Source organism: Pseudomonas sp. S2_E02 (assembly GCF_054668355.1).
Genome location: NZ_CP162761.1, coordinates 2,204,784 through 2,218,742 on the forward strand (window position 1 = coordinate 2,204,784; position 13,959 = coordinate 2,218,742).

Sequence of the window (13,959 nt, forward strand, 5' to 3'; positions counted from 1 at the left end):
GAATGCGGTGTATCAGTCAACACATCCTTCACTGATACACCGCATTCGCGAGCAAGCTCGCTCCCACAGGGGGGGTCGGGTTCCTTCAGGGATTTTGAGGAGTGATTGCATGAGTTTTTTGCGCAACATGGTGGGCCTGCTTTTGGGCAGTGCGCTGCTGTGCACCGGCACCTCGGCGCTGGCCGCTGGCAGCTATGCGCTGACGGTGTACGGCGAGGCGCCGAAGTATCCGGCGAACTTCCAGCACTTTGATTTTGTCGATCCCAAGGCGCCCAAGGGCGGTTCGCTCAGTCGCGCGTCGATGGAGATCGGTCAGTACAACTACATCAGCCCGTATGCCGATCAGGGCATTTCCGTGGTGCAGGTCAATGACTGGGTGTATTCGCCGCTGGCGTTCCGTTCACTCGACGAGCCGTACACCGTTTACGCACTGGTCGCGCAGCAGATCGAACGCGATCCAGAAGGCTTGTGGGTGCGCTTCACCCTCAATCCAAAAGCACGCTTCGCCGACGGCACGCCGATCACCGCCGAAGACGTGCGCTACACCTACAACCTGCTGATGACCAAGGGCAGCCTGAGTTATCGCCAGCAGTACGCCGACGTGCAGGACGTGCTGATCGAAGGCCCACGGCAGGTGCGCTTCACCTTCAAGAACAACCTCAACCGCACCTTGGCGCTGGATCTGGCGACGATGCGCATCGTGCCTGAGCACTGGTGGAAAACCCGCGACTTCGCCAATGGCGGCGGTTTCGAGCCACCGCTGGGCAGCGGCCCGTACCGGGTGAGCAAGGTCGACGCCGGGCGCAGCATCAGTTTTCAACGTGATCCGGACTGGTGGGGCAAAGACCTGCCGGTCAGTCGCGGGATGTACAACTTCGACACCCTCACGGTGAATTTCTACGGTGACACCGACGTCGCCCGGCAACTGCTGCAGGCCGGCGCGTTCGACTACAACCGCGAGTTCTCCTCGTCCGGTTATGTGGTCGGCTATGACAGCCCGGCATTGCGCGACGGTCGTTTGCAACAGTCGATCCTCGCCCCGGACAAACCCACCGCCGCTCAGGGCTTCGTGTTCAACCTGCAGAACCCGTTCTTCAAGGATCGCCGCGTGCGTCAGGCGATCAGCCTGCTGTGGGATTTCGAGTGGACCAACAAACAGATGATGCGCGGCTTCTACGTGCGCCAGAACAGCTTCTGGCCGAAGAGCGAAATGGCCGCCACCGCCCTGCCCGACGCCGAAGAATTGAAGATCCTCGAACCGCTGCGTGGGCAGATTCCCGACGAGGTTTTCACCGAGGTTTATCAGGCGCCGAAAACCGATGGCAGCGGCTACATCCGCGATAAACAACTGCAAGCACTGAAGCTGCTCGCCGAGGCTGGCTGGACGCCGCAACACAATCGCTTGGTCAACGCTGCTGGCGAGCCGTTGGAGTTCACCTTTCTCGACGGTCAGGGCGGCTTCGACCGCATGTTGCTGCCGTTCAAACGCACCCTCGCGCAGATCGGCATCACCCTGAATTTGCGGCGCATCGATTCAGCGCAATACGTCAACCGCCTCAACGCCCGCGACTACGACATGATCGTCACCAGTTTCCCGCGCAGCGGCGATCCGATCGTCTCCCCCGGCCGCGAGTTGTACAGCCTGTACGCCTCGCAAAGTGCCACGCAAGTCGGCAGTTCCAACTCGATGGTGCTGGCCAATCCGGCGGTCGATCAACTGATCGACGGGCTGGTCCAGGCCAACAGCCGCGAAGCCATGGTGCATTACGCCCGCGCCCTCGATCGGGTGCTGCAATGGGGTTACTACATGATTCCCAACTACTACTCCAAAGGCACACCGACGGTGTATCAGAACCGCTTCGGCATGCCGCCCGTGCAACCGGCCTACGACGAAGGCCTCAACACCTGGTGGGAGGTATCGGCCAAGGCGCTGACCACGCAACAAATGCACAGCCAGCTTGCGGGGGGCCAGTGACATGTTGCGTTATCTGAGTCGACGTTTGCTGCTGATCATCCCGACGCTGCTGTGCATTCTGGTGGTGAATTTTCTGATTGTGCAGGCCGCGCCGGGTGGGCCGGTGGAGCAGGCGATTGCCCGCTTGCAAGGCTTCGGCGGGCACAGCATGGGCGGTGGTGGCGAGGTTACTGCAATTGGCGGCGCCGGGCGCAGCAGCCGTGGCCTCGATCCGGCGCTGATTGAGGAGATCAAACACCATTACGGCTTCGACAAACCGATGCACGAACGCTTGTGGCTGATGCTGAAAAACTATGCGCAGCTGGATCTGGGCAGCAGTTTTTTTCGCGGCGCCAAGGTCACTGATCTGATCGTGCAGAAGTTGCCGGTGTCGCTGTCGCTGGGTTTATGGGCGACGCTGATCACCTACCTGATTTCGATCCCGCTGGGCATTCGCAAAGCGATCAAGAACGGCAGCGCGTTTGATGTCTGGAGCAGCACGGCGATCATCATCGGCTACGCGATGCCGGCGTTCCTCTTCGCGATTCTGTTGATCGTGGTGTTTGCCGGTGGCAGCTACGTCAACTGGTTTCCGGTGCAAGGGCTGGTCTCGGACAACTTCGACAGCCTCAGCACATTGGGCAAGGTCGGCGACTACCTCTGGCACCTGGTGCTGCCAGTGACGGCGCTGGTGATCGGCGGCTTTGCGACGTTGACGATCCTCACCAAAAACAGCTTCCTCAACGAGATCAGCCGTCAGTACGTGATCACCGCAAGGGCCAAGGGTTTGACCGAGAGGCGCGTGCTCTACGGCCATGTGTTTCGCAACGCCATGTTGTTGGTGGTGGCCGGTGTGCCGTCGGCGCTGATAGAGGTGTTTTTCGCCGGATCCTTATTGATCGAAACCATCTTCAACCTCGACGGCCTCGGGCGCATGAGTTATGAGGCGGCAGTTTCGCGGGATTACCCGGTGGTGTTCGGCGCGCTGTTTCTGTTCACCCTGTTCGGCCTGTTGATCAAGCTGATCGGCGACCTCTGCTACACCCTGCTCGACCCGCGCATCGACTTCTCGGCGAGGACTGCCTGATGTTCACTCTTTCTCCTCTCGGTCAGCGTCGCGTTGCGCAATTCAAAGCCAATCGGCGCGGACGCTGGTCGTTGTGGCTGTTTATCGGACTGTGCCTGATTTGTCTGGGCGGTGAGTTGATCGCCAACGACAAGCCGCTGGTGATCCGTTATCACGACGCCTTTTACTTCCCGATCCTCAGCGATTACCTGGAAACCGATTTCGGCGGCGAGCTGCCGTTTCAGCCGGATTACGCCAGCAATTATGTGCACAAACTGATCGAGGATCAGGGCGGCTGGATGCTGTTTCCGCCGATCCCGTTCAGTTACGACACGGTCAATTACGACCTCAGCGAACCGGCACCGAGTCCGCCGTCATCGAGCAATTGGCTGGGCACCGATGATCAGGCGCGCGACGTGTTGGCGCGGGTGATTTTCGGCACGCGGATTTCGATTCTGTTTGCGCTGATCCTCACAGGCATCAGTGCGTTGATTGGCATCGTTGCCGGGGCGTTGCAGGGTTATTACGGTGGCTGGGTCGACTTGCTCGGACAACGGCTGCTGGAGATCTGGTCGGGGTTGCCGGTGCTGTACCTGCTGATCATTTTGTCCGGGTTTGTCTCGCCGAGTTTCTGGTGGTTGCTGGGGATCATGGCGCTGTTTTCCTGGCTGGCGCTGGTTGATGTGGTGCGCGCCGAGTTTCTGCGGGGGCGCAGTCTTGAGTACGTCAAAGCCGCGCGAGCGCTGGGCCTGACCGACAACGAACTGATGTGCCGGCACATCCTGCCCAACGCGATGACCTCCACCCTCACCTACCTGCCGTTCATTCTGACCGGCGCCATCGCCACGCTGACCGCACTGGATTTTCTCGGCTTCGGCATGCCGGCCGGCACCGCGTCGCTGGGCGAGTTGATCGGTCAGGCCAAGCGCAATCTGCAAGCGCCGTGGCTGGGGCTGACGGCGTTTTTCGCCTTGGCGCTGATTTTGTCTTTGTTGGTTTTCATCGGTGAGGCTTGCCGTGATGCGTTTGATCCAAGGAGCTGAGATGAACGACAACCTGATTGAAATTCGCGATCTGCGCGTGGCCTTCGCCGGGCAAGAAGTGGTGCACGGTTTGAACCTCGATATTCGCCGGGGCGAGTGCCTGGCGCTGGTCGGTGAATCCGGCTCGGGAAAGTCAGTAACCGCGCATTCGATCCTGCGTTTGTTGCCGGGCAAGAACGTCAGCAGCAGCGGCGCGATCCGCTACAACGGCGTGGACTTGTTGCACGCCAGCGAGCAGCAGATGCGCGGCCTGCGCGGCAACCGCATTGCGATGATTTTCCAGGAGCCGATGACCTCGCTGAACCCGCTGCACACCGTGGAAAAGCAAGTCAGCGAAGTACTGGAAATTCACAAAGGCCTCAAGGGCCGCGCTGCCCGCGAACGGACTCTGGAGCTGCTGGAACTGGTCGGCATTCGCCAGCCGTTGCAGCGTTTGAAAGCCTATCCACATCAGCTTTCCGGCGGACAACGGCAACGGGTGATGATCGCCATGGCGCTGGCCAACGAGCCGGAACTGTTGATCGCCGATGAGCCGACCACGGCGCTGGATGTCACGGTGCAGCAGAAGATTCTCGAACTGCTGATCGAGTTGCAGCAACGGTTGGGCATGTCGCTGTTGCTGATCAGCCATGACCTCAATCTGGTCCGGCGTATCGCTCAGCGCGTGTGCGTGATGCGTAAAGGCGAGATCGTTGAGCAGGCCGATTGCGAAACGCTGTTTCGCGCGCCGCAGCATCCTTACAGTCGGTTGTTGATCGAGGCCGAACCGAGCGGTGCGCCGGTGCCCAGTGAGTACGACCACAACCTGCTCGAAGTCGATGATTTGAAGGTGTGGTTTCCATTGCCCAAGGCGTTGTTCAGTCGCCAGCAGGATTACATCAAAGCCGTGGACGGCGTGAGCTTCACCCTGCAACGGGGCAAGACTTTGGGGATTGTCGGTGAGTCGGGTTCGGGTAAATCGACGCTGGGTCAGGCGATCCTGCGGTTAGTCGAGTCCGAGGGCAATATCCGTTTTGGTAACAAACAACTGAGCTTGCTCAATCAACGTTTGATGCGGCCGTTGCGGCGGCAGATTCAAGTGGTGTTCCAGGACCCGTTCGGCAGCCTCAGCCCACGGATGTCAGTGCAGCAGATTATTGCCGAAGGCTTGCTGACTCACGGTATCGGCACTGAGGCTGAGCGGGAAGCGGCGGTGATCCGGGTGCTGGAGGAAGTCGGTCTCGACCCGCAGAGCCGCCATCGTTATCCCCACGAGTTTTCCGGCGGCCAGCGCCAACGCATTTCCATCGCCCGCGCACTGGTGCTGGAGCCGGCGCTGATTCTGCTCGATGAACCGACCTCGGCGCTGGATCGTACGGTGCAAAAGCAGGTGGTGGAGTTGTTGCGGCAACTACAAATCAAACATGGGCTGACCTATTTATTTATCAGCCATGATCTGGCGGTGGTACATGCGCTGGCGCATGACTTGATGGTGATCAAGGATGGCAAGGTGGTGGAGCAGGGTTCGTCGCGGGAGATTTTTGCCGCGCCCAAACACCCTTATACCCAGGAACTCCTGAAAGCCTCCGGCCTCAAGCCCGACAAAAATCCCTGTGGGAGCGAGCTTGCTCGCGAAAGCGGTGGGTCAGTCACCACCTCTATTAGCTGAAAGGCCGCCTTCGCGAGCAAGCTCGCTCCCACAGGGGAAATCGGTGGGGTTTGAAATTTATTTTCCGGCCACTGCATCCAAACGCCTCCGTCACGGGTAGTCCCTGTAACAGCCCTCTTCGGCTGTCAGCGGTCTACCCTTTTGGAGATAACACTGATGAACATCACCCAGCTGATTGGCCTCACCGGTTTGCTCGCCCTGTCCTCGACAACCTTCGCCCAAAGCAGTTACCCCGACGCGATCAAAGTGCCGGACGGCCACAAGATTGCGATGGAAACCACCGGCGTCGGCGAGATCACTTACGAGTGCCGCGACAAGCCCAACGCGGCCGGGCAGACCGAGTGGACGTTTGTCGGTCCGAAAGCGGTGCTCAATGATCGCAGCGGCAAGCAGGTCGGCACCTACTTCGGCCCGCCAGCGACCTGGCAGGCCAAGGACGGTTCGAAAGTCACCGGCACACAACTGGCCGTGGCGCCGTCGACTCCTGGCAACCTGCCCTATCAACTGGTCAAGGCCAACCCCGCCGAGGGTAAAGGCGCGATGAGCGGCGTGAGTTACATCCAGCGTGTCGCGCTCAAGGGCGGCGTGGCACCGGGCAGTGAATGCACAACGGCGAACAAGGGCAAGCAGGAAGTGGTGAAGTACCAGGCTGATTACATTTTCTGGGCGGCGAACTGACTTCTGGCACCACTGATAAACCCTGTGGGAGCGAGCTTGCTCGCGAAGGCGGAGTGTCAGTCAACACAGTCTTCTCTGACCGGCCGCCTTCGCGAGCAAGCTCGCTCCCACAGTGGTCAATGGGTTCTGGATGTTTACGGAATGTGAGCTAGATTGCACGACATGCCTTTAGCCGAATCCGTTTTCGATTACGAAGCCCGCCTCGCTGCTTGTGCCCGTGGCGAGCGTTCGGCCCTGCGCGATTTGTATGTGCAGGAAGGTCCGCGTCTGCTCGGCGTGGCCAAGCGCCTGGTGCGCGATACGGCGCTGGCGGAGGACATCGTTCATGAGGCCTTCATCAAAATCTGGAACGGCGCGGCGGGGTTTGATCCGGCGCGCGGTTCGGCGCGTGGCTGGATGTTCAGCGTGACCCGGCATCTGGCGCTGAATCTGCTGCGTGATCACGGCCGGGAAACGCCGTTCAGCGAGGCCCACGAAACCGCTGCGGACGATGCCAGCTTCGACGCCAACGCGCATTCGACGCGCATCCACCATTGCCTTGAACAGCTGGAGCCACAACGGCGCAGTTGCGTCCTGCATGCTTACGTCGACGGCTACAGCCACGCGCAGATTGCCGCGCGCCTCGACACGCCACTGGGCACCGTCAAAGCGTGGATCAAGCGCAGCCTCAATGCCTTGCGGGAGTGCATGGGATGACCAGCGAATCAGCGCAGGAACGAGATGAACTGGCCGGCGAATATGTGCTCGGCACGCTGTCGTTCGAACAGCGCAGCGAGGTGCAACAGCGCTTGCCGAATGATCCGCAATTGCGCGCAGCGGTAGACGCCTGGGAACGGCGTCTGCTGGAGCTGACGGATCTGGCCGAACCGCAGCAACCCTCGGCGCAGTTGTGGCAACGCATCGAGCGCAGTGTCGGGCGACTGGCGCGGCAAGCACCTTCAACTTCATGGTGGAACCTGCTGCCGCTCTGGCGTGGGTTGAGCGCAGCCGGCTTGGCTGCCACGTTGATTCTCGGTTCGATCCTGCTGACCCAGACCACGCCGAAACCCAGCTATCTGGTGGTTCTGGTTGCGCCGCAGGACAAGGCCCCGGGCTGGGTGATTCAGGCGAGCAACTCGCGGGAAATTCAGTTGATTCCGCTCGGTGTGGTTGAGGTGCCGGCGGACAAGGCGCTGGAATTCTGGACCAAGGCTGATGGCTGGCAAGGGCCGGTTTCGCTAGGGTTGGTCAAGCCTGGACAGGCGTTGTCGGTGCCGTTGGACAAGTTGCCGCCGCTGCAACCCAATCAGCTATTCGAGCTGACACTTGAGGGCGCCAATGGCTCGCCGATCGGCAAACCGACCGGGCCGATTCAGGCGATCGGGCGCGCTGTAAAGGTGCTGTGAGGCTCTGCTCTGCGGCTCCTGGCTACCATCATCGGCATCGATGTTCACCATCACGGCAATGAAGTTCTCATAAAAAATCCCGGGCGTAACATCTGCTCCATACCAACCAACAACACCCCGGAGCACACCATCATGAAACGCCAAACTCTTCTCGGTATCGCTTTCTCGGTCTTCGCTATCAACGCTTTCGCCGCTACCCCGGCCCACACCATGATCGCCGAAGGCGGCTCGGACAAACTGATCGAAAGTCGTTTGGCTGAAGGCGGTTCGGATCGTCTGCTCGAACGCCGCGTCGCTGAAGGTGGTTCGGATCGTCTGCTCGAACGCCGCGTTGCTGAAGGTGGTTCGGATCGTCTGATCGAACGTCGCGTTGCCGAAGGTGGTTCGGATCGTCTGCTCGAACGTCGCGTTGCTGAAGGAGGTTCGGATCGTCTGCTTGAACGTCGCGTTGCTGAAGGTGGCTCGGATCGTCTGATCGAACGCCGCGTCGCTGAAGGTGGTTCGGATCGTCTGCTCGAACGCCGCGTCGCTGAAGGTGGCTCGGATCGTCTGATCGAACGTCGCGTTGCCTGATGATTGGCTGTAAGCGCAACAACCCAGAGAAACCCGGCTCCCTTGGCCGGGTTTTTTATGTCTGTCTGATTTATCCGGCCTTGGCCATGCAGCGCTTGTAGCGCTCGTCCACGCGCTTGGCGAACCAAGCTGTGGTGAGTTTGCGGGTGATCTTCGGGCTCTGCAGCACGATCCCCGGCAACACCGCGCGCGGCAGCTTTTTCCCCTCCGCTTGCTCCGCCAGTTCGAACACCCGCTGATAGAGTTTGGTCTCTTCGAATTCCAGGGTTTTGCCCTTCTCCAATTGGTCGCGAATCGTCGGGTTGCGCATGCCCAATGACTTGCCGAGGGTGCGCACCGCCAGTTCCGTGCCGCCGGGCATGATCGAGTCGTAGCGGATCAGGTCGCCATCCAGCGCCAGCGGGATGCCCGAGGCGCGGCTCACCGCGTTTTGAAATGCGGCATTACGACTGGCGTACCACCCGGCGTTGAAATCGGCGAAGCGATAAAGCGGCTCGCGATAACTCACCGGGTAACCGAGCAAGTGGGCAATACCGAAATACATGCCACCACGGCGGCTGAACACCTCGTGGCGGATCGTGCCGTCCACCGGGTACGGATAATCCTTGGCGTGTTGCTCGGCAAATTCGATGCTGACCTGCATCGGCCCGCCTGTGTGCACCGGGTTGAAGCCACCGAACAGCGTGCGACCCATCGGCACGCGGCCGATGAAGTCGTCGAAAATACCACTGAGTTCTTTCTCACTGCGTGCCGCATTCAAGCGTTCGCTGTAGGTCTTGCCGTTGGTTGAGCGCACTTGCAACGCGCCGCTGACCAACAGGCTGGGGATGTGCACTTTGGCGGCGCGGCGATCGATTTCGTCGCGGGCGATCTTGCCTAGGCCGGGCACCGTGGGGTCGGCCTGAAAGGTAGATTCCTGTTCGGCAACGGCCAGCACCGAACACAGATTCTGCGTGGTCGGGCTGATGTTCTGCGCGGCAAACGCGGCGTAGATATCGGTGGCCCAGCCTTGCCGATCGGCAGTCTTGGCCGGCATCAGCCGCACGATCTCGGCTTTCACTTCAGCAGGCGCACGGGGCGCCGGTTCCTGGCTGCGTTGCCCCGCGCAACCGGCGAGCACCAACAGTGCGGCGAGGGTGATCGGTAATTGAAAGTTGTGCATGAAGCTTTATCCAGTCCGTTAAGCCCAAACCACCATACACAATCCGTGTAGGAGCTGCCGCAGGCTCCTACACAGGAATGCGGGTATTGAAGGGGTGATGACAAACTGATTGCAAGTCGCTACTGAGAAAACCTATCATTTGCACCTGGAGTCGCATTTGCGCAAGGAGTTCCCGCGCCGCCCTTATTTTTCTCACTGGCCGTGCGCCTCCAGGTCCCTACATGCCCGTTCCAGCTCGACTCGCCGTCCCGTTTCGCCCGACGCTTCTCGCCCTGCTGTGCTCCCTGACTGTCACCGCCCACGCCGCTGAAGGCGATACCAAAGCGCTGGTGCTGGACGACGTCAACGTCAACGCCCAAGCCCCGACGCCCAACGCCCTGCCCCCGGTTTACACGGGTGGTCAGGTCGCCCGTGGCGGCCAGCTCGGCGTGCTGGGTAATCAGGACATGATGGACGTGCCGTTCAGCGCCGCCTCCTACACCGAACAATTGATTCAGGATCAGCAGGCCGAAGACGTCGCCGACGTATTGCTCAACGATTCGTCGGTGCGTCAGGCCTCCGGTTTCTCTAACCAGGCGCAGATTTTCATGATCCGCGGCCTGCCGCTGACCGGCGACGACATTTCCTATAACGGCCTGTACGGCGTGCTGCCCCGGCAGATCATTTCCACCGATGCGCTGGAGCGCGTGGAAGTGTTCAAAGGCCCGAACGCCTTTATCAACGGCGTGACCCCGACCGGTTCCGGCATCGGCGGTGGCGTCAACCTGCAACCGAAACGCGCCGGCGACGTGCCGCTGCGGCGTTACACCACCGACATCAACAGCGAAGGTCGCATCGGTCATCACTTCGACATCGGCCAGCGCTTCGGTGAAGACAACCGCTTTGGCGCCCGGATCAACCTGTCCCAGCGCGAAGGCGACACCGGCATCGATCACGAAAACCAGCGCTCGAAACTGTTTGCCATCGGCCTCGATTATCGCGGCGACGCCCTGCGCCTCTCCGGTGACTTCGCCTACCAGAAAGAACGCGTCAACGGTGGCCGCAACTCGGTCAACCTCGGCACCGCCTCGCACATTCCCGACGCGCCATCGGCCGACACCAACTACGCGCCGAAGTGGGGCTATACCGACATCGAAGACACTTTCGGCATGCTTCGCGCCGAGTACGACCTGAACGACAACTGGACCGCCTATGCAGCCGGCGGCGCCAAGCACACCCGCGAAGTCGGGCGTTACAACTCGACCACCTTGGTCGGTAACAACGGCGCGTCGTTCACCACCGGCTCGTTCATTCCGCACGACGAAGACAACACCAGCGTGATGGCCGGCCTCAACGGTAAATTCAACACCGGTTCGGTCAGCCACAAGCTCAACTTCGGCCTGACCGGCATCTGGGCCGAGCAGCGCAGCGCCTATGATTTTGACCTGACCCAATACGCCAACAACATCTACCACCCGGTGCAAACGCCGTCGCCGGTGGGCAACTTTGCCGGCGGCGACTTGAATGATCCCGGCATCGTCGGCAAGACCTTCAACCGCAGCATCGCACTCTCTGACACCCTCGGTTTCTTCGATGATCGCCTGCTGGTCACCGCCGGCCTGCGTCGCCAGCAACTGGTGGTGCAAGGCTACAACTACGCCAGTTGGGGCAGCGGCGATCGCAAGTCGAGCTACGACGAATCGATCACCACACCCGTCTACGGCGTGGTGTTCAAGCCGTGGGACCATGTGTCGCTCTACGCCAACCACATCGAAGGCCTGGCCCAAGGGCCGACCTCGCCGACCAGTTCCGGTGGTTTCCGTGTCACCAACGGCAACGAAGTCTATGCGCCGAAACGCTCCCAGCAGACCGAAGTCGGGGTGAAAGTCGACATGGGCACTTACGGCGCCAGCCTGGGTGTCTATCGCATCGAACAGCCGAGCGATGGTTACTGCGAAATCGACAGTGCGACTACCTGCACCTACGTGCGTGAAGGCGAGCAGATCAACAAAGGCGTGGAAATGAACGTGTTCGGCGAACCGATCCAGGGCCTGCGCCTGATCAGCGGCCTGACCCTGATGGACACCGAACTGAAGAACACCCTCAACGGCGCCAACGACGGCAACCGTGCGATCGGTGTGCCGACCTTCCAGTTCAACGCTGGTGCGGATTGGGACGTGCCGGGTCTGCAAGGTGTAGCGCTGAATGCGCGGATGCTGCGCACTGGCGGTCAATACGCGGATGCGGCGAACAATCTGAGCCTGCCGACCTGGAACCGCTTCGATGCGGGGGCGCGTTATGCGTTCAAGGTGTCGGAGAAGGACGTGACCGTGCGTCTGGGTGTGGAGAACCTGGCAAACAAGAAGTATTGGGAATCGGCTCAGGGGGGTTATCTGACTCAGGGTGAGCCGCGGGTGGCGAAGTTGTCCGGCACCATTGATTTTTAAAGCTGAAAAGCCCCTCACCCTAGCCCTCTCCCAGAGGGAGAGGGGACTGACCGTGCTGTTCTTTCGAGCTACACCGACCTGAAATATCGAGTCGAACTCAAGTCTTAAAAAACACGCAAATCGGCTCCCCTTCCCCTCGCCTTTTAAAGGAAAGGGGACTGACCGTGGTGTTCTTTCGAGCTACACCGACCTGAAATATCGAGTCGAACTCAGGTTTTGAACGGACCCCAAATCGGCTCCCTCTCCCTCGGGAGAGGGCTGGGGTGAGGGGCGCGTATTTACGTCACACAACAGCACCCCAGCCGAACACCATCAAAACATCCCCGTCTGGCCGATCAACTGGCCAGCCTCTCCTTCTGATCCATACTTGCTGCACAGCAAACGGAGGACAGGCCCATGAACCGCAGCGACGTTCTGATCATCGGCGCCGGCCCGACCGGCCTGGTGCTGGCCCTGTGGCTGAGCAAACTGGGCGTGCGCGTGCGCATCATCGACAAGGCCTCCGCGCCCGGTACCACGTCGCGAGCGCTGGCGGTGCAGGCGCGCACCCTCGAGTTGTACCGGCAACTGGACCTCGCCGACACCGTGGTGCGCAACGGCCATCGGGTGGCGGCGGCGAATTTCTGGGTCAACGGTAAACCGGTCGCGCAGTTGCCACTGAACCGCATCGGCGAAGGCCTGACGCCGTACGCGTTCGTCGAAATCTTCCCGCAGGATCAACACGAACGGCTGCTGATCGAGCGTCTTGAAGACTACGGCGTCACGGTCGAACGCGATACCACCCTGGAAAGCTTCGAGGAAACCGGCGACGGCCTCACCGCGCACTTGCGCCTGCCCGATGGCGAGCAGGAAATCTGCCAGGCCTGTTATCTGGCGGGATGTGATGGCGCCCGCTCAGTGGTGCGCAAAACCCTCGACACCGGTTTTCCCGGCGGCACCTATCAGCAGATTTTCTACGTCGCCGACGTCAAGGCCAGCGGCCCGGCGATGAACGGCGAGTTGCACCTGGATCTGGATGAGGCGGACTTCCTCGCCGTGTTTCCCCTGGCCGGCGAAGGCCGCGCGCGGTTGATCGGCACGGTGCGTGATGAGCGCGCGGATCGCGCCGAAAGCCTGGAATTCTCCGACGTCAGCAGCCGTGCCATCGAACATCTGAAAGTGCATATCGAAGACGTGCACTGGTTCTCGACCTACCGCGTGCATCACCGCGTGGCCGAGCATTTTCGCAGCGGTCGTGCGTTTCTGCTCGGCGATGCCGCCCATGTGCACAGCCCGGCGGGCGGTCAGGGCATGAACACCGGCATTGGCGACGCGATCAATCTGGCGTGGAAACTCGCCGCCGTGCTCAGCGGTGGCGCCGAACCAAGCCTGCTCGACAGCTACGAAACCGAACGCATTGCCTTCGCCCGCCGACTGGTGTCGACCACCGACAAAGTCTTCAGTTTTGTCACTGCCGAGGGACGCATGGCCGATCTGCTGCGCATGCGTGTGGCACCGTTTCTGATCCCGAAAATGGCTTCGTTCGAGGCCAGTCGCGAGTTCCTTTTTCGCACCGTGTCACAAGTCACCCTCAACTATCGCGGCATGCCGCTGAGCCAGGGCGCCGCCGGCCACGTGCATGGCGGCGATCGCTTGCCGTGGGCGCATGATGGTGAGGGGGATAATTACGAACCGCTAAGGCAACCATGCTGGCAGGTGCACGTGTACGGCGACACCAGCGACGAAATGATCGCCTGGTGCAATGAACACCATTTACCGCTGCATGTGTTCGACTGGCGCCCGGCGTTTGAAGCGGCAGGATTAGGGCGCAACGGTTTTTATCTGCTGCGCCCGGATACTTATGTGGCGATTGCCGAAAGCAGCGCGGACCCGAAAGTGATTGAACGCTACTTCCGCGATCACGGCATCCGACCCTACTTCAACTGCCCCTGACACACCACAAAACCCTGTAGGAGTGAGCCTGCTCGCGATAGCGTCGTATCAGTCAACATTGATGTCGGTTGGCACGACGCTATCGCGAGCAG

General features: G+C 60.7%; 11 protein-coding genes. 10 read left to right on the forward strand and 1 reads right to left on the reverse strand.

What is annotated here, in order from left to right; genetic code table 11:
• Window positions 1-109: 109 nt before the first annotated feature.
• The 8 genes from AB4O01_RS09810 to AB4O01_RS09845 all read left to right on the forward strand — a co-directional run bounded on the left by AB4O01_RS09810 (window position 110) and on the right by AB4O01_RS09845 (window position 8,347).
• On the forward strand, window positions 110-1,975 hold the full coding sequence (locus tag AB4O01_RS09810; RefSeq protein ID WP_460091522.1) for an extracellular solute-binding protein: 1,866 nt from the start codon (window positions 110-112) through the stop codon (window positions 1,973-1,975).
• Between the two features lies 1 nt (window position 1,976).
• Window positions 1,977-3,041 carry a microcin C ABC transporter permease YejB gene (locus AB4O01_RS09815; protein WP_427120312.1) on the forward strand — a complete coding sequence of 355 codons (1,065 nt, stop codon included), beginning with the start codon at window positions 1,977-1,979 and terminating at the stop codon, window positions 3,039-3,041.
• Window positions 3,041-4,063 carry an ABC transporter permease gene (locus AB4O01_RS09820; RefSeq protein ID WP_460091525.1) on the forward strand — a complete coding sequence of 341 codons (1,023 nt, stop codon included), beginning with the start codon at window positions 3,041-3,043 and terminating at the stop codon, window positions 4,061-4,063. The genes AB4O01_RS09815 and AB4O01_RS09820 overlap by 1 nt, the downstream gene beginning before the upstream one ends.
• Before the next feature lies 1 nt (window position 4,064).
• The gene (locus tag AB4O01_RS09825) at window positions 4,065-5,711 is read left to right on the forward strand and encodes an ABC transporter ATP-binding protein (protein WP_460091526.1); all 1,647 of its coding nucleotides are present in this window, start codon (window positions 4,065-4,067) and stop codon (window positions 5,709-5,711) included.
• Between the two features lie 156 nt (window positions 5,712-5,867).
• The gene (locus AB4O01_RS09830) at window positions 5,868-6,389 is read left to right on the forward strand and encodes a DUF3455 domain-containing protein (RefSeq protein ID WP_093433916.1); all 522 of its coding nucleotides are present in this window, start codon (window positions 5,868-5,870) and stop codon (window positions 6,387-6,389) included.
• A gap of 162 nt (window positions 6,390-6,551) precedes the next feature.
• Window positions 6,552-7,085, forward strand: coding sequence for a sigma-70 family RNA polymerase sigma factor (locus tag AB4O01_RS09835; protein WP_460091528.1), 534 nt, complete (start codon window positions 6,552-6,554; stop codon window positions 7,083-7,085).
• Entirely contained in the window at window positions 7,082-7,774 is a 693-nt protein-coding gene (locus tag AB4O01_RS09840) for an anti-sigma factor (RefSeq protein WP_460091529.1), read from the forward strand. The genes AB4O01_RS09835 and AB4O01_RS09840 overlap by 4 nt, the downstream gene beginning before the upstream one ends.
• 132 nt (window positions 7,775-7,906) lie before the next feature.
• Complete coding sequence (locus AB4O01_RS09845; RefSeq protein WP_460091530.1) at window positions 7,907-8,347, forward strand: phage infection protein; 441 nt, start codon at window positions 7,907-7,909, stop codon at window positions 8,345-8,347.
• Between the two features lie 70 nt (window positions 8,348-8,417).
• Here the strand turns inward: AB4O01_RS09845 and AB4O01_RS09850 are convergent, their stop codons facing one another.
• Window positions 8,418-9,509: a DUF1615 domain-containing protein gene (locus AB4O01_RS09850; RefSeq protein WP_116256007.1), complete on the reverse strand. Its 1,092-nt coding sequence runs from the start codon at window positions 9,507-9,509 to the stop codon at window positions 8,418-8,420.
• A gap of 221 nt (window positions 9,510-9,730) precedes the next feature.
• Between AB4O01_RS09850 and AB4O01_RS09855 the strand changes: the two genes are divergently transcribed.
• Both AB4O01_RS09855 and AB4O01_RS09860 read left to right on the forward strand, forming a co-directional pair.
• Window positions 9,731-11,935 (forward strand): TonB-dependent receptor, encoded by a 2,205-nt coding sequence (locus AB4O01_RS09855; RefSeq protein WP_460091531.1) that lies wholly within the window; start codon window positions 9,731-9,733, stop codon window positions 11,933-11,935.
• 396 nt (window positions 11,936-12,331) lie between these two features.
• Window positions 12,332-13,867, forward strand: coding sequence for an FAD-dependent oxidoreductase (locus AB4O01_RS09860; protein WP_460091533.1), 1,536 nt, complete (start codon window positions 12,332-12,334; stop codon window positions 13,865-13,867).
• Window positions 13,868-13,959 lie beyond the last annotated feature (92 nt).